The organism is Kaistella rhinocerotis (assembly GCF_030243905.1).
In the GTDB taxonomy this organism is placed as follows: Bacteria; Bacteroidota; Bacteroidia; order Flavobacteriales; family Weeksellaceae; genus Kaistella; species Kaistella rhinocerotis.
The window spans coordinates 312612-327483 of sequence record NZ_JASSYY010000001.1 but is presented as its reverse complement, the minus strand read 5'-3'; the positions used below and the strand labels follow the sequence as shown (position 1 = coordinate 327483).

Below are 14872 nucleotides of genomic sequence, written 5' to 3'. Positions count from 1 at the left end.
TGGAAGCCTAAGAAAAATTATGGAGAAACTAGCAAACCGCCTTAGCAGAATGAGCTTTTCGCAGACATTCGTGATGAGTAATAAGGTGAGGGAAATGAAGGCCGCGGGCCTGGACGTAATCAGCCTGACATTGGGCGAACCGGATTTTGACGTACCGGAAAATATTAAGAAAGCCGCTTTCGAAGCGATAGACAATAACTTCAGCCACTACTCCCCCGTCCCGGGATTTCTGGATCTTCGCGAGGCCATTTGTGCCAAACTGAAACGCGACAACAATCTTCACTACGAACCGAGCCAAATATGCGTATCAAACGGCGCGAAACAATCGATCCTAAATGTGGTTGCCTCATTACTGAACGACGGTGACGAGGTTATTTTACCTGCACCATACTGGGTGAGCTATAAGGAAATGGTGAAAATGATGGGCGGCGTGCCGGTTTTCATTGAGACTTCGATCGATACAGATTTCAAAATGACCGCCTCGCAACTTGAAAATACCATCACAGCCAAGACTAAAATCTTGCTTTACAGCTCACCGTGCAATCCATCGGGCAGTTTTTATTCCTATGAGGAACTAGAGGCGATTGCAAATGTAGTGGCGAAACATCCACAGGTAACTGTAATTTCAGATGAAATTTACGAATACATCAACTATGACGGGAAACACACCTCGATTGCCGAATTTCCACAAGTTTATGAGCAAACCGCGGTAATCAACGGGATGTCAAAATCATTTGCGATGACAGGTTGGCGAATCGGCTATTCGGCTTGTCCGAAATGGCTGGCGACAGGTTGCGAAAAAATTCAGGGTCAGATGACAAGTGGCGCGAATACGATGGCACAAAAAGCTTCTGTAGCAGCGTTACGTGCCGAGCCAAGTGAATATGGATATATGATTGAAAAATTTCGCGAGCGACGTGACTTGGTCTTCAATCTTTTGCAGGACGTTCCGGGTTTTAAAGTGAATTATCCGGAAGCTGCATTTTATTTTTTTCCGGATATTTCCTACTATTTAGGGAAGAAACTGAACGGAAAATTAATGGTTAATGCAGATGATTTTGCGATGTTTTTGCTAGAAAACGCGCATGTAGGGACCGTTGGTGGAGTTTCATTCGGAAACCCGCACTGCATCAGATTTTCTTACGCAGCATCTGAGGCGGAACTTATGAAGGCCATGCGGAGAATAAAAGACTGTCTGGAAAATGCAGCTATTGAATAAAACAAAAAGGTTCGGAAAATTTCCGAACCTTTTTTATTTTTAGAGAAAGAATTAAAATTTAATAATATCTTTCATTTTTTCAGTTTCCTCATTTACGAGATCATCATCTACCAGGATTTTACCGCTATGCTCATCGATAATGATTTTCTTGCGCTGAGCGATTTCCATTTGCTTCTGTGGAGGAAGTGTGAAGAATGAACCTTTCGGCGCACCTCTTTCAAGACCTACAACCGCCAGACCGGTCGGTGAGTTGCTTCTGATTCTTTGGTAAGATGCCAGCAGTCTTTCATCGATATTTTTAGCGAATTCTTCAGACTTCGCAGTAAGGAATTCCTCTTCTTTCTGCGTTTCTGCAACAAGACTTTCAAGCTCTTCCTTCTTAAATTTCAGGTGATTCTTCAGTTCAGAAATCTTGTTGGTCAATTCTTCTAAAGTTTCATCTTTATGTGAAATCTTCGCACCGAATTCTTTGATTCTTTTTTCAGCCAACTGTATTTCAAGTTCCTGGAACTCGATCTCTTTGCCTAAAGCTTCGAATTCTTTGTTGTTTCGAACGTTATTTTGCTGAGCTTTGTATTTGTCAATCAATGTTTTAGCATGATTGATAACCTCATTTTTATTATTGATCTCGTCGTTCTGTTCCTTTATTTCGGCCTGAAACTTTTCTGCTCTTTTCTCTAAACCTTCAATTTCAATTTCGAGATCTTCAACTTCAATCGGGAGTTCACCGCGCGTATTACGGATCTCGTCTAGACGTGAATCAATAATTTGCAGGTCATACAGTGCCCGAAGCTTGTCTTCAATTGTAACTTCTACAGTTTTCTTAGCCATATTTTTAGAAAAAATAATTAACAGGATTGGTTTTCTCAAGAGATTTTGAGACCGCAAATTTAGGAAAAATTTCCGACAATATTTGAAATATTTGGTCTGGGACAAATTGCTCAGACTCAAAATGCCCGATATCGCAAATCAGCATCCTGTCTTCGCCCTGATAAAATTCGTGATACTTCACATCAGCCGTGATGTACGCGTCACAGCCTTTCGCCAAGGCGCTTTTTATTCCGCTGGCGCCACTGCCACCCAAAACACCGACAGTTTCAATCATTTTGCCCAAACGATTACTGTGGCGGATTACGTTCAGACTAAATCTGTCTTTTAAAAGCTGAAGAAATTCTACCTCAGTCAGTGCCTTTTCAAATTGACCGAAACGCCCCAGACCGGCATAATGGTTTTCGTTTTCGAGCTTAATCAGTTGATAAGCAACTTCTTCATAAGGATGCGCTGCTTTTAAAGCGGAAATTATCTTTGATGATTTGTAGCTTTCAAAAATTACGGAAATCATTTCTTCCGCGGCGTTTTCGCGAACACCCTGCGTACCGGAATAAGGATCTGATCCTTCATTTGGTCTGAATGTCCCACGTCCGTCAACCGAAAAACTGCATTCATCATAAAAACCGATGTTGCCGGCGCCCGCTTCAAACATTGCGTTTCTTACCGTATCTGCATGACTGTGCGGAACATAGACGTCCAGTTTTGTCAGATTAGATTTTTTAGGCATCAAAATCTGTTGGTTTTTTAAGCCCAATTCTTCGCAAATGCGATAATTCACGCCGAAATAGTCATTATCAAATGCCGTGTGAATGGCATAGATCGCAATTTTATTTTCTATTGCCTTAAGCACAGCACGCTCCACGTAATTTTTACCGGTAATGGATTTTAAGCCTGAAAAAACAATCGGATGAAATGCCACAATCAGATTTAAATTTTTCGAAATAGCTTCATCTACAACACATTCCAGTGAATCATGGCACACCAGTATTCCCGTAATTTCACGTTCCGGATTGCCGCAAAGTAATCCGACATTATCAAAATCTTCGGCGTGGCTTATCTTAAAACGCTGTTCAATGGCTTCTACAGCCTGCTTCAGTTTCATTTGCACTAAGTTTGTTACGAAAATAGGAATTATTTATTTACATTTATTTCCTAAAGGCATATGGATAAGGAACACAATTTTATTTCTGAGAACAAACGCTGGAAACGCAAGGTTTTCCGCATCATTTTCAAATCTGATACGCGGCTCGGAAAACTGTTCGACCTCACACTGCTTACACTGATCCTCCTCAGCACCTTCATCGTCATGATGGAAAGTGTGAAAATTTACGACGCGAAACTTCACCGGCTATTTGTAATCCTGGAGATCATCATAACCGCCTTTTTCACCGTCGAATATGTCTTACGGATAATCACGATCCGCAACCGCCGCGCCTATATCTTCAGCTTTTTCGGAATCATTGATTTTCTGGCGATTTTGCCCTTTTATCTGAGTCTTTTCTTCCCTATTACGAAGTATTTCCTGATCATCCGCATGCTGCGGATGCTGCGTATTTTCCGGATCCTCAACCTGCTCGACTTCATGCACGACGGCACTTTCATCGTACGTGCATTGAAAAACAGCTCACGCAAAATCTACATTTTCCTGCTTTTTCTGGTAATTTTTTCAGTGATTGTAGGCTCGCTGATGTTCATGGTGGAAGGCCACAGACCTGGCTTTGAAAGTATTCCGCAAAGTATTTACTGGGCAGTAGTAACAGTTACTACCGTCGGCTATGGCGATGTTTCACCTGCCACACCACTGGGCAAGTTTTTGTCCGTTTTGCTCATGCTCGCAGGTTATTCTATCATTGCAGTGCCTACGGGAATCGTGACGGCTGAAATGCGTAACAAACGCCAAAATTTGGAGAAAGTTTGCAACCGCTGCGGAAATGAGGATATAGATGATGACGCGCGCTACTGCAAAATCTGCGGTGAAAAAGTAGTATAAAAAAAGATGCATTCTTTTGAAATGCACCTTCCCTTTTTCAGTCATTTGTGTTTATCGTCATCTATCTGTTTTGTGTAAAATCTAATCAAAGTTTAAGTCTCTGTTGCCGCATTATACCTGCTTTTCGCTTCCGTGCTTTCCTTAAACTTCTGGTACAAATTTACCGTAACAATCAAATGGTTGTACCGTGAAATCACCATAATTGATATGATGCTTTTGGGTATTTTTAATTAAAAATAAAGAATTAAGCTAAAATAATTAACCAAAAAAAAAGGAACACTAAAAAATAGTGTTCCCTTTTTATAATTTTATTGTTATTGAGTTATCTGGTTAAAGTTGCATTCACTTTTACAAGCTCTACATCAAATACCAGCCACGCGTTCGGAGGAATCACGCCGCCAGCTCCTCTTGTTCCATATCCAAGTTCTGAAGGAATGAGGAAAGTTCCGGTTTCACCTTCTTTTAATAGTAAAATTCCTTCGTCCCAACCTTTGATGACCTGGCCAATACCCACTGAAAACGTGATCGGCTCATCACGTTTAAACGATGAATCGAACTCACTACCATCAACCAAACGACCTGCATAATGTACAGCGACTTCATCACCGGCCTTTGGCGCAACGCCGTCGGTAGTTTTCGTGATTTTGTAGTAAAGTCCTGAAGCTGTCACCTGCATCCCGGCTTTCATATCTTCTACCATTTTCAATTGATTTGCTGCGAATTCTTCTTCTTTACGTTTCTTTTCTGCTTCAATCTTTGCCATCGCAGCTTTGTTATTTTCAGCAATTTTAGATTTGCCTTCAGTAAAAACCTGCGCAGCATCATAGTTTTTGTACTGATCTCCTTTTGAGAATACAGAAACTTTTTCCAGAACAACATCCGTACGCGGCTTATCCTGTGGACCTTTTTCTACATTCGCGATAGCATCAATCACTTCCTCTCCTTTTACCACTTTACCAAAAATGGTGTGTTTTCCGTCGAGCCAAGGTGTTGCAACCTCAGTGATAAAAAACTGCGAACCGTTGGTATTAGGACCTGAATTTGCCATTGAGAGAATACCTTTTCCGGTGTGCTGAAGGTCATTTTTTTCATCTTCAAATTTGTAGCCGGGATCACCCATTCCGGTTCCCTGCGGATCACCACCTTGAATCATGAAATCTTTGATCACGCGGTGAAAAATAGTACCGTCATAAAACGGAACACCCTTAGTCTTGGACTTATTTTCGATTTTTCCTTCTGCAAGACCCACGAAATTAGCCACCGTAACCGGTGATTTCTGATCTTCAAATTTTACGATCATATTTCCTTTTGAAGTCTGGAAATTAGCGTAAAGGCCATCTTTTAAGCCTTCGTAAGTTTCTTTTTCTACGTTCATTTTTTTATAGATTGGTGTGCAACTGCTGAGCGAAAACGCTGCCATTGCGATTAATAAATTCTTTTTAAACATGGATAAATTTTTATAATACTTTGATTTTTATAATTAGCGGCAAGTCGTTCGGGATATTATTATTGTCACCATAAGTGCCAAAAGCCAACACCGAAGGCACCAAAATAGTGGCAGAAGCACCGAGTTCCAGATATCTCAAAACATCTTCTACGGCTTTCAGTTCCTCAAAACGTCCAAACTGAACATTCCTTTTCTCCACCGGCTCTGTCGAAAGTTTCACTTGGTCAAAATCAAAAATTTCATAAGAATAAGAGATGGTCTGACCCTCAGCTTTCCGTGGATTATTCTGCAGGTTTTCAACATTTACCCAATAGTTTAAAGGCATTGGATAAAACTTTTCATCCTGGCTCTTGATCCAGTCTTCAATCTGCAGTCTTTCGGTTTGATTTAAATTTTTCGCCCGGTTTTTTGAAGTTTCCAGATCTTTCTCGCTCAGAAAGCCACCTACAGGCGGATGACTCTGCTGTTTCTGTGCACAGCCGACCGCTACAAGTATTGAAAAGACAATTATTTTGCGCATAAATATTTGCGAAAATAGTGAATTCGCGCTAAACTTTTAACCAAAAAGACCGGGAAGTTCCCGGTCAAATATATTTATCGCTGATAGAAATTAAGCATCCTGCAAAACTTCTTTACCGACTTTCATTCTCCAGCCAAACGGATCTTCAGATTTATTGTTCTGAATATTCACAAGGTCCTGCTGCAGTGAAAGCGCGAAGCTTTCTTCAAGTGGAAGTGTTGGAAGTTCAAGTTTTTCACCTTTGTAACCCAACGCACGGAAAACACTCGTAACTACGGCAGTTCCAACGCCCCAAACTTCTTTCAGACTACCATCTTTCTGCGCCTCGATCACTTTTTTCACAGATACAGGCTCAATTCTCACATCAATGCCACGTCTTTTCGCCAAATGGATAAAACTGTCACGCGTAACGCCATCAAGAATTTTTTCCGATGTAGGAGGAGTATAAATGGTATCATTGATTCGTACGAAGACATTCATCGTTCCACTTTCTTCGAAATATTCGTGTGTGGAATCGTCTGTCCAGATCACCTGCTCATAGCCCTGTTGGTTTGCCAACTGAGTCGGATAGAAAGATGCTGCATAATTCCCAGCTGCTTTTGCAGAACCTACACCGCCGCTTGCCGCACGTGAGTAAAAATCTGAAATGAGTACAGAAACCGGTTCAGTATAGTAACTTTTTGCAGGTGTCGCAACAATCGCGAACATGTATTTATTTGAAATTCTTGCTTTCAATACCTCTTCTGTTGCAAAAATAAGCGGGCGGATATATAAAGAAGTCCCTACTCCCTGCGGAATCCACTCCCGATCCATATCTACAAGTGCTTTCAGGCCGCCAAGAAACATTTCTTCGGTAACTTCCGGCATCGCCAATCTAGATGCAGATTTATTTATTCTTTCAAAATTCTTTTCAGGTCTGAAAAGAAAAACTTCGCCTTCATCATCTTTATAAGCCTTCATTCCCTCGAAACATGCCTGACCATAGTTCAGCCCCATCATTGCTGGTGTAAAAGGCAGCGGACCATACGGAATAAGCTTCACATCACCCCATTTGCCATTCTCATACTCGCAGATGATCATATGATCCGTAAACGTATCGCCAAAAGAGAAATTTTGTGGATCAAAGGTTGCAATCCGGGGAGTTGCAGATTTTTGAATTATCATATTAAAAAATTTTATTGATGTTCTACAAATTTAACATAATTTTCTAAATATAAAAGTTTTAAAGTATTTTTGAAAAAATTTAGCATGGAACGGATTGTAACAACTACCAAAGATGGCAGTAAAACACTGCTAATAAAGGATTTAAATGAAAACTACCATTCCGGTCACGGTGCGTTGCAGGAAGCGCGTCACGTCTTTATCAATAATGGGTTAAATTTGTCACAACATTACGAAATTCATATTTTGGAACTTGGTTTTGGCACAGGACTTAACGTTTTGGTAACATTAAATGAATTTTTAAGAAATGACAAATGTCATGTTATTCATTATTATACATTAGAGAAATATCCCGTAAAGCAAGCCGAAATTACAGAACTTGCATATGAGAGTCTTTTCGATGAGGAAAAAATAGCAGACCTTAATGCTAAAATTCATGCATGCGAGTGGGAAAAAAAAGTGGAAATAGTCCCTGATTTTTATTTAACGAAATTTAAATGCGATTTTTTTGAAATTGAAAACATCCCAATGCCAAGTATCGATCTCGTCTACTTCGATTGTTTTGGCGCCCGTGTACAACCGGATCTTTGGGAGCAACCTCTCTTAGAAATGGTAGCTGATAAAATGGGAATGGGTGCACTTTTCACAACTTATTCTTCCAAAGGCAGCGTTCGGCGGATTCTTAAAGAACTCGGTTTTAAAGTAGAAAAACGCCCCGGACCACCGGGAAAACGTGAAATGATGATCGCCTGGAAAGCAAGCGAACCTGCATCCTAAATTTTATTAACTTTGGAATGTTCTGTAATTTAAACCAATGACCGAAAAACTAAATGTCCGCGTATATGGCGCCGCGGTAAAAGACGGAAAAGTGCTGGTACTACATGAAGAATATGTAGGCCAAAATCTTTTGAAACTGCCTGGTGGTGGACTGGAGCTCGGCGAAGGTGTTACCGATTGTCTCCGACGCGAATTTGAAGAAGAATTAAATGTAAAGATCAATATCTTAAGTCATCTTTACACGCAGGAAGATTTCGTGGCCTCCCGTTTTCGCGAAAACGAGCAACTACTTACCATTTATTACATCGTAGAAATTGCTGATGAAACTGAATTCTTGATCATGGATCCGTGCATCGAAAAAACCGAGTGGCTTCCAATAAATGCCGCCCAAAACCCTTTCGTACTACCGGTTGACAGGATCGCCTACGAAAAACTTTGTGAAAGATTCCTATAAAATTTCATTCAGGATTTTTGCAAGCCTTAATCCTCCATGCAACAACTGGCGCTCCATAGTTTGCGCAAATTTATAGTTGTAATCGTAGGAATAAGCGGCTCCGGCTACCGTATTTGCATAGATTGTATCCGCCATTTTCTGGCTGTCATAGAACCAATCTTCAAGTGTTCCGCTTTGGATCTGCTCGATTTCTTTTTTAGATTTTACATTCAACACAGTGGCATACTCCTCGTAACTGTATTTCTGGAAATCGATCAGTTTAGAATCCCACAGCGAATGTAGATTGGTATTATCTCCGAAGAATTTAATCTTAATCGTATTTCCACCCAAATCTTCGGCGCGACCCACATGTAGTGGCTGGGAAGAATCTCCTACCATATGAATAAGAAAGCGCAACGCAATCTCGCGCTCGCTTTGCGGCGTACTCTTGTCTTTGATTTTTGTTGAAAGTGCTTTGATCTCCGTATAAAGATTCGGACCTTTCTGTGCCTGAAGACTGTCAGAGAACATTTTAGCGTTTGGCTGCGAATTTACATTTACATAATGCCAAACCTCGGAATGTTTCCACGTTCCCGTGGTGTCAGCTTTTATAAAATCAGGCCAGTTTGCCCAATAAGCCAATTTCTGGTCGCCAATGATTTTCTTTAAATTTTTCTTTGCTTTCCGTGTTAGATTCCGTTCGGCAATTTCGGCAACTATCCGGTGACCGGTAACGCCATAAGAGTACATAAAACCTGAGATAATGAGCCCGCCGGCCAATATCAGTCTGTTGAAAAATCTGTTCATTAAAAAATCTTATTTCTTTATTTTGAAATCACGGTGACCCGGGTATGGCTGCAGATATCCGGAATTCCAGTTGCTTTGAAGAAGCGATTCCAAAAACTCGTCGGTGCGGTTTCGGTACGGATCGTAAGGCTCTTTCAGTTCAATATCTGCAATATTTCCTTTCACATTCCACCAGAAAGCACTCCAGCCGCCACGCAGTTCCTTGATAATCTCAAAGACTGTCTTGCCGGTCGCACGGTACATCAGTTTAGCAAAAACTTTCCCTTCCGTCGTCGTCAGGTCGCGTAGCTGCTTTTCATACTGATCTGCCAGCAATTTCTGCTGCGAACTTACGTATTTTTTCTGTTCGGCGCGGCTAAGACCCTTTATTTCCTGTTGAATGCCCTGATACTGGTCCAGTGCCGTAAGAAAAAGTGGATAAACACGATTGAGTTTCTTGTTGAGAAAGTAATAATAGTTTTGATCGAGTTGGTTATTAAACCTGGGTTTATTCAGCAAAATGAGTTCGTCCATTACAACCACATTTTCACCGTCAATCTCGTATATTTTGGCTTTTTGAGCTTCGTCGTAGTAATATTTATTTCCCAGTTCGTCAGTCTTCAAAAGCTCGGGCGGGTATTGGCTAATTGGTTTTGCAATAAGTACGGTGTCCTTTTGGGCACTCATTAAACTGAAGCAAAACACAGCGGATACTGCCACCAGTTTATTTAAATTCATTATTTTTACGTCGTATAAAATCAGGCTTTTACATCAAATTTCATACCTAATATAATGGCTGACGAAAATAAGTCTTTAAACTTTTTAAAAAAATATTTAAATACCGCATCACCAACCGGTTACGAGCATGGTGGCCAAAAAATCTGGATGGATTATGTGGCTCCATTTGTGGACAAAGTGGAATTTGATCATTATGGAACATGTTACGGTATTATCAATCCCGAAGCCGAATTCAAGGTGGTCATCGAGGCGCACGCTGATGAAATCTCGTGGTACGTGAATTATATCACGGATGAAGGTTTGATATATGTGATCAGGAATGGTGGCTCAGACCAAATGATCGCTCCGTCGAAGGTTGTTCAAATCCACGGCGAAAAAGGTGTTGTTAAGGGAGTTTTCGGCTGGCCGGCGATACATACGCGCGGCATAAGTTCAGATGAACCCGTCCCGAAACTCGAAAATATATTCATTGATTGCGGCGCCATCTCCAAGCAGGAAGTAGAAGATTTGGGAATATTTGTTGGCTGCATGATCACCTATCCTGACGAATTTTTCGAACTGAACGACCGATATTATGTGTGCCGCGCCCTGGACAACCGTATCGGCGGCTACATGATTGCCGAAGCTGCAAGAATGCTTAAAGAAAACCAAAAGCAGTTGCCGTATGGTCTCTACATTACCAATTCTGTGCAGGAAGAGGTAGGTCTTTATGGCGCTGATATGATCGCTGACACGATAAAACCGAACATCGCCATTGTCACCGATGTGACACACGACACAGGCACGCCGATGATCGAGAAAAAGAAGGAAGGCGACCAAAAATGTGGTGCCGGACCTGTAATTTTCTTTGCGCCCAGCGTTCATCACACCATTCGCTCCCTCATCGTGGAGACAGCCAAAGAGAAAGATATACCGTTTCAGCGGGCGGCGGCAAGCCGTGCAACCGGAACAGATACAGATGCGTTTGCGCACTCAAACGGCGGTGTTCCTTCTGCACTGATCTCACTTCCGTTACGTTATATGCATACCACTGTGGAGATGGTTTCCAAGGAAGACGTACAACATGTCATCAATCTTATGTACGAAACTTTGCTGAAAATCGAGCCCGGAATGAATCTAAAATATCACTAAAATTCCTTAAAACCGATTCCGTTTTAAATATAAATTCATGAAAACCAAACTCATCGCTCCTTCCCTCCTGTCAGCCGATTTCGGAAATCTGCAGCGCGACATAGAAATGCTCAACAACTCGCAAGCAGACTGGCTTCACATCGACGTAATGGACGGCCGTTTCGTACCCAATATTTCATTTGGATTTCCTGTGATGAAAACCGTTCAGCAACACGCGCAGAAATTTGTGGACGTGCATTTGATGATTGTGGAGCCTGAAAAATATGCCGAGGAATTTATCTCTGCGGGTGCAGATTTGGTTTCCGTTCATTACGAAGCGTGTACTCATCTTCACCGCACCATCGCGCTCATACAGGAAAAGGGAGCGAAAGCGGGTGTAGTGCTCAATCCTGCCACGCCGGTCCTGATGCTCGAAGATATCATCGCAGAAGTGGATTTGGTATTGCTGATGAGCGTGAATCCGGGTTTTGGCGGGCAGAAATTCATTGAAAATACTTACAAGAAAATTGCGGAGACTAAGGATTTGATTCTTTCCAATAATTCCACAGCACTGATTGAAGTAGATGGCGGCGTGAATCTGGATAATGCCGGCAAACTTTTCGAAGCCGGCGCGGATGTTCTAGTTGCGGGAAACGCAGTCTTTTCATCCGACAGTCCTGAACGGACCATTGAACTTCTAAAAATTTAAGACATCCAGTCCGAAAACAAAAAAGTCCCGCATGCGGGGCTTTTTATATTTAAATATTTCAGTTAAGAAATTAGAAAATTTCTCTTCCTGAAAAATGGAAATTAGCTTCGATCAATGCATTCTCATCAGAATCTGAACCGTGTACGGCATTCTCACCAACACTTCTCGCAAACATTTTTCTGATGGTTCCTTCCGCAGCTTCGGCCGGGTTCGTTGCTCCAATAAGTGTACGGAAATCTGCTACTGCGTTATCTTTTTCAAGAACCGCCGCAACGATAGGTCCGCTGCTCATGAACTCCACAAGTTCACCATAAAAAGGTCTTTCTGCATGAACTTCGTAGAATTTCTGCGCATCAGCAACTGTAAGTTGAGTAAGTTTTAAAGCTTTGATCTTGAAACCTGCTTCCGAGATTTTCCCTAAAATAGCACCAATGTGACCAGCTGCAACTGCATCTGGCTTGATCATAGTGAACGTAATTTTACCTGACATATATCGTATTTTAATGTGGCGCAAAAGTACAAAAAGTTTTATATATTTGCACCGTAAATTCATTTTCTAGAGAGCTAAATTCATTTTGGCACAGAAGTTGTGAATAACACTTCGATTCTCATGTTTAATTTGAGTTTTCATGGTTATTAGTTTTTACCCAGCTTCGGCTGGGTTTTTTATGGAAGCGAATTTTCTTCGGCTTCCTCCATCAGTTTCAGGTAGGTGTTGTAGCGGCTTTCTTCTATCCTTCCGCCCTCTTCAAGTGATTTGATCACCGCACATTTAGGCTCATTGATGTGCATACAGTTGTGATACTTGCAGCCTCTGCCAACGGAAAATATCTCAGGAAAGTAATGCTGGATTTCGGCTTTCTCTACATCAATCATCGCAAACTCCCGCACCCCTGGTGTATCGATCACGCTTCCGCCAAAATCCCAGAAATGCATTTGGGCAAATGTAGTGGTATGTTTGCCTTTAAGAACAGAGGTTGATATCTCGGATGTTTTAAGGTTTAAATCCGGCTGCAGAGCGTTTACCAACGTAGATTTCCCGCTGCCCGAATGACCGAAAAATACCGAAACTTTGTTTTTGATCAAATCCTGAAGCTGGTCCAGGTTCAGTTTAGAATAAGAAGAAATTTCTAAAGTATCGTAGCCGATTTCTTTATAGAGCGACTCGACATAACGCACCAGTTCCGTTTCTTCGTCACTCAGCGTATCCATTTTATTGATAAGGATGAGCGGTTTGATATTGTACGCTTCACAACATGCCAGGAAACGGTCAAGGAAACCTAAGGAAGTTTCCGGAAATTTCAGCGTATAGATAAAGCATGCTATATCAATATTAGAGGCAATGATATGCGCTTCTTTCGAGAGATTTACAGATTTGCGGATCAGGTAGTTTTTTCGCGGCGTAATGTGCGTGATCCACGCGACATCATCCTGCTCCAAAGAAAATTCTACCATATCACCTACGGCCAGAGGATTCGTAAGCCTTGTTTTTATGAGCTTAAATTTGCCACGGATCCGCGCTTCATAAAACTGGCCCTTTTCCGAGTCTAAAACCTGGTACCAGCTGCCGGTAGATTTAGTGATAAGTCCTTTCAAACCGTTATTTTTTCAAATTTAAAGACTGTTTTGAACTTCAATTGATTCTTCATGTATCGCTTTGAAGACTTTCTCTATAAATTCTGATGACATTCCTGTTTCGTCAGCTTTTTGCTGCGCGTATTCCGAAATGATTTTCCAGCGTTCAGGTTGGAAGATCGCAATGTTGTTGTCTTTTTTCAAGGTCCCGATCTTTTCCGAAATTTTCATGCGGTGCGACAGCAACTCAATCAATTGGAAATCAAGGTCGGAAATCAGTGTTCTGTGCCTGTCCATTTCATCATCAAATGCTGAAATATCAGAGTTCCTGATCTGCAGATTTGAAATAATATCAGCCAAAACCTCAGGCGTAATCTGCTGCGACGCATCGCTCCAAGCCTCATCAGGGTTGCAGTGCGTTTCGATGATCATACCTTCATAACCAACATTGAACGCCTCCTGCGCTACGCCAGCCAGACCGGTTCGGTTTCCACAGATATGCGACGGATCTACAAGCATCGGAATATTCGGGAATTCCTGCCGGAAATCCAGTGCAATCTGCCAGTTCGGAATATTCCGGTATTTCGTCTTTCGATAGGTTGAAAAACCGCGGTGAATGACACCGAGATTCTGCACATTCTGGCTCAAAAGCCTTTCCAGTGCGCCAATCCACAATGCTAAATCAGGGTTCACCGGATTTTTTACGAAAACTGGTTTTTGCGTTCCGTTCAATGCTTCTGCAATTTCCTGCACAGTGAAAGGATTTACTGTAGAACGGGCTCCAATCCACAAAATATCGACATCCGCCGCGAGTGCAGCCTCCACGTGATGCGCGTTCGCAACTTCAGTCGCGGTACGGAAACCGTATTCTTCCTTTACTTTTTTAAGCCAGTTGAGACCGATTACGCCAACGCCTTCAAAGCCGTTCGGCTTCGTGCGTGGTTTCCAGATTCCAGCGCGAAAAATCGGCACGTCAGCACCCGATTCTTTGATGCGTCTGGCCGTTTCCAGCATTTGGCTTTCGCTCTCGGCGCTGCACGGGCCGGCTATGATGATGGGTTTGGCAAATTGGTGAACCCACTTGTTTTCAATATTTTTTAGATCCATTCTTTATTCTTGATTTCTGACGTTTCCTGTACTTAAGAATTAAAGTCAAATTTAAATAATTCGTCAAGTTCATTTAAAACAGGATTTATCGCCGCTAATTTATCGAAAAGCATCCGCTTGGTCACGATTTCTTTTTTGAGCGTGACGTCGTTTCTGTATTCTATTTTTATGTTGTAATGATTCACCTTATGCATGAAATGGTTGAAGAAATCTGCGCGCACCTTCTCGAACTCACTCTTCGCAGAATCTGACGGATAGGTGATTTCAATGATATCTTCATCCTTTTTCCGAAGCCGGAATGAGCTGATTGCATTAAAAACAATCACATCGTCGCTCTGCAGGTTTTGCAGGAACTTTTGCCACTCCTGCTGAAGATCAGTATCGGTAAAGTGATTGCTCGGCAGTTTTTCCTGAGGTTTTTCCGCAACTATTTCGGCTTTTTCTTCCGATTTTTCAAGCATCGCCGTAA

General features: G+C 41.8%; 17 protein-coding genes. 6 read left to right on the top strand and 11 right to left on the bottom strand.

Going from position 1 to position 14872, the window contains the following annotated elements; translation table 11 throughout:
- Positions 1-19 precede the first annotated feature (19 nt).
- Positions 20-1219: a pyridoxal phosphate-dependent aminotransferase gene (locus QEP06_RS01505; protein ID WP_285268767.1), complete on the top strand. Its 1200-nt coding sequence runs from the start codon at positions 20-22 to the stop codon at positions 1217-1219.
- Between the two features lie 51 nt (positions 1220-1270).
- On the opposite strand, the gene QEP06_RS01500 is transcribed toward QEP06_RS01505, so the two are convergent.
- On the bottom strand, positions 1271-2050 hold the full coding sequence (locus tag QEP06_RS01500; protein WP_285268766.1) for a zinc ribbon domain-containing protein: 780 nt from the start codon (positions 2048-2050) through the stop codon (positions 1271-1273).
- A 4-nt stretch (positions 2051-2054) separates the two neighbouring features.
- Positions 2055-3152, bottom strand: coding sequence for a Nif3-like dinuclear metal center hexameric protein (locus QEP06_RS01495; RefSeq protein WP_285268765.1), 1098 nt, complete (start codon positions 3150-3152; stop codon positions 2055-2057).
- 60 nt (positions 3153-3212) lie between these two features.
- On the opposite strand from QEP06_RS01495, the gene QEP06_RS01490 reads away from it, so the two are divergent.
- Positions 3213-4040 (top strand): ion transporter, encoded by an 828-nt coding sequence (locus tag QEP06_RS01490; RefSeq protein WP_251833418.1) that lies wholly within the window; start codon positions 3213-3215, stop codon positions 4038-4040.
- A 322-nt stretch (positions 4041-4362) separates the two neighbouring features.
- Here the strand turns inward: QEP06_RS01490 and QEP06_RS01485 are convergent, their stop codons facing one another.
- From QEP06_RS01485 to QEP06_RS01475, 3 genes are all read right to left on the bottom strand, one after another.
- Positions 4363-5415, bottom strand: a complete 1053-nt coding sequence (locus tag QEP06_RS01485) for a peptidylprolyl isomerase (protein WP_285268764.1) — start codon at positions 5413-5415, stop codon at positions 4363-4365.
- A gap of 82 nt (positions 5416-5497) precedes the next feature.
- Positions 5498-6007, bottom strand: a complete 510-nt coding sequence (locus QEP06_RS01480; RefSeq protein WP_285268763.1) for an FKBP-type peptidyl-prolyl cis-trans isomerase — start codon at positions 6005-6007, stop codon at positions 5498-5500.
- Between the two features lie 90 nt (positions 6008-6097).
- Complete coding sequence (locus QEP06_RS01475; protein ID WP_285268762.1) at positions 6098-7171, bottom strand: branched-chain amino acid aminotransferase; 1074 nt, start codon at positions 7169-7171, stop codon at positions 6098-6100.
- An 84-nt stretch (positions 7172-7255) separates the two neighbouring features.
- On the opposite strand from QEP06_RS01475, the gene mnmC2 reads away from it, so the two are divergent.
- Together mnmC2 and QEP06_RS01465 are read left to right on the top strand one after the other, a co-directional pair.
- The gene (gene mnmC2, locus QEP06_RS01470; RefSeq protein WP_285268761.1) at positions 7256-7945 is read left to right on the top strand and encodes a tRNA (5-methylaminomethyl-2-thiouridine)(34)-methyltransferase MnmC2; all 690 of its coding nucleotides are present in this window, start codon (positions 7256-7258) and stop codon (positions 7943-7945) included.
- A 37-nt stretch (positions 7946-7982) separates the two neighbouring features.
- On the top strand, positions 7983-8399 hold the full coding sequence (locus QEP06_RS01465) for an NUDIX hydrolase (RefSeq protein ID WP_285268760.1): 417 nt from the start codon (positions 7983-7985) through the stop codon (positions 8397-8399).
- On the opposite strand, the gene QEP06_RS01460 is transcribed toward QEP06_RS01465, so the two are convergent.
- Together QEP06_RS01460 and QEP06_RS01455 are read right to left on the bottom strand one after the other, a co-directional pair.
- A complete protein-coding gene (locus QEP06_RS01460) occupies positions 8394-9185 on the bottom strand; it encodes a S1/P1 nuclease (RefSeq protein WP_285268759.1) in 792 nt (263 codons plus the stop codon). The genes QEP06_RS01465 and QEP06_RS01460 overlap by 6 nt on opposite strands.
- Positions 9186-9194: 9 nt before the next feature.
- Positions 9195-9902: a DUF4294 domain-containing protein gene (locus QEP06_RS01455; protein ID WP_285268758.1), complete on the bottom strand. Its 708-nt coding sequence runs from the start codon at positions 9900-9902 to the stop codon at positions 9195-9197.
- Positions 9903-9956: 54 nt separating this feature from the next.
- Between QEP06_RS01455 and QEP06_RS01450 the strand changes: the two genes are divergently transcribed.
- Complete coding sequence (locus tag QEP06_RS01450) at positions 9957-11033, top strand: M42 family metallopeptidase (protein WP_285268757.1); 1077 nt, start codon at positions 9957-9959, stop codon at positions 11031-11033.
- Positions 11034-11070: 37 nt separating this feature from the next.
- Positions 11071-11721 carry a ribulose-phosphate 3-epimerase gene (gene rpe / locus QEP06_RS01445; protein ID WP_285268756.1) on the top strand — a complete coding sequence of 217 codons (651 nt, stop codon included), beginning with the start codon at positions 11071-11073 and terminating at the stop codon, positions 11719-11721.
- 70 nt (positions 11722-11791) lie between these two features.
- On the opposite strand, the gene QEP06_RS01440 is transcribed toward rpe, so the two are convergent.
- From QEP06_RS01440 to QEP06_RS01425, 4 genes are all read right to left on the bottom strand, one after another.
- Positions 11792-12211 (bottom strand): nucleoside-diphosphate kinase, encoded by a 420-nt coding sequence (locus QEP06_RS01440; RefSeq protein ID WP_285268755.1) that lies wholly within the window; start codon positions 12209-12211, stop codon positions 11792-11794.
- A 176-nt stretch (positions 12212-12387) separates the two neighbouring features.
- Positions 12388-13317, bottom strand: a complete 930-nt coding sequence (rsgA, locus tag QEP06_RS01435) for a ribosome small subunit-dependent GTPase A (protein WP_251833429.1) — start codon at positions 13315-13317, stop codon at positions 12388-12390.
- A gap of 18 nt (positions 13318-13335) precedes the next feature.
- Positions 13336-14403, bottom strand: a complete 1068-nt coding sequence (locus QEP06_RS01430) for a chorismate mutase (protein ID WP_251833430.1) — start codon at positions 14401-14403, stop codon at positions 13336-13338.
- Positions 14404-14435: 32 nt separating this feature from the next.
- Positions 14436-14864 (bottom strand): hypothetical protein, encoded by a 429-nt coding sequence (locus tag QEP06_RS01425; protein WP_285268754.1) that lies wholly within the window; start codon positions 14862-14864, stop codon positions 14436-14438.
- Positions 14865-14872 lie beyond the last annotated feature (8 nt).

Bases quoted from the DNA above. Each gene is read 5' to 3' on its own strand.
- QEP06_RS01505 (WP_285268767.1), top strand. From the start codon at position 20: ATGGAGAAACTAGCAAACCGCCTTAGCAGAATGAGCTTTTCGCAGACA.
- QEP06_RS01500 (WP_285268766.1), bottom strand. From the start codon at position 2,050: ATGGCTAAGAAAACTGTAGAAGTTACAATTGAAGACAAGCTTCGGGCA.
- QEP06_RS01495 (WP_285268765.1), bottom strand. From the start codon at position 3,152: ATGAAACTGAAGCAGGCTGTAGAAGCCATTGAACAGCGTTTTAAGATA.
- QEP06_RS01490 (WP_251833418.1), top strand. From the start codon at position 3,213: ATGGATAAGGAACACAATTTTATTTCTGAGAACAAACGCTGGAAACGC.
- QEP06_RS01485 (WP_285268764.1), bottom strand. From the start codon at position 5,415: ATGAACGTAGAAAAAGAAACTTACGAAGGCTTAAAAGATGGCCTTTAC.
- QEP06_RS01480 (WP_285268763.1), bottom strand. From the start codon at position 6,007: ATGCGCAAAATAATTGTCTTTTCAATACTTGTAGCGGTCGGCTGTGCA.
- QEP06_RS01475 (WP_285268762.1), bottom strand. From the start codon at position 7,171: ATGATAATTCAAAAATCTGCAACTCCCCGGATTGCAACCTTTGATCCA.
- mnmC2 (WP_285268761.1), top strand. From the start codon at position 7,256: ATGGAACGGATTGTAACAACTACCAAAGATGGCAGTAAAACACTGCTA.
- QEP06_RS01465 (WP_285268760.1), top strand. From the start codon at position 7,983: ATGACCGAAAAACTAAATGTCCGCGTATATGGCGCCGCGGTAAAAGAC.
- QEP06_RS01460 (WP_285268759.1), bottom strand. From the start codon at position 9,185: ATGAACAGATTTTTCAACAGACTGATATTGGCCGGCGGGCTCATTATC.
- QEP06_RS01455 (WP_285268758.1), bottom strand. From the start codon at position 9,902: ATGAATTTAAATAAACTGGTGGCAGTATCCGCTGTGTTTTGCTTCAGT.
- QEP06_RS01450 (WP_285268757.1), top strand. From the start codon at position 9,957: ATGGCTGACGAAAATAAGTCTTTAAACTTTTTAAAAAAATATTTAAAT.
- rpe (WP_285268756.1), top strand. From the start codon at position 11,071: ATGAAAACCAAACTCATCGCTCCTTCCCTCCTGTCAGCCGATTTCGGA.
- QEP06_RS01440 (WP_285268755.1), bottom strand. From the start codon at position 12,211: ATGTCAGGTAAAATTACGTTCACTATGATCAAGCCAGATGCAGTTGCA.
- QEP06_RS01430 (WP_251833430.1), bottom strand. From the start codon at position 14,403: ATGGATCTAAAAAATATTGAAAACAAGTGGGTTCACCAATTTGCCAAA.
- QEP06_RS01425 (WP_285268754.1), bottom strand. From the start codon at position 14,864: ATGCTTGAAAAATCGGAAGAAAAAGCCGAAATAGTTGCGGAAAAACCT.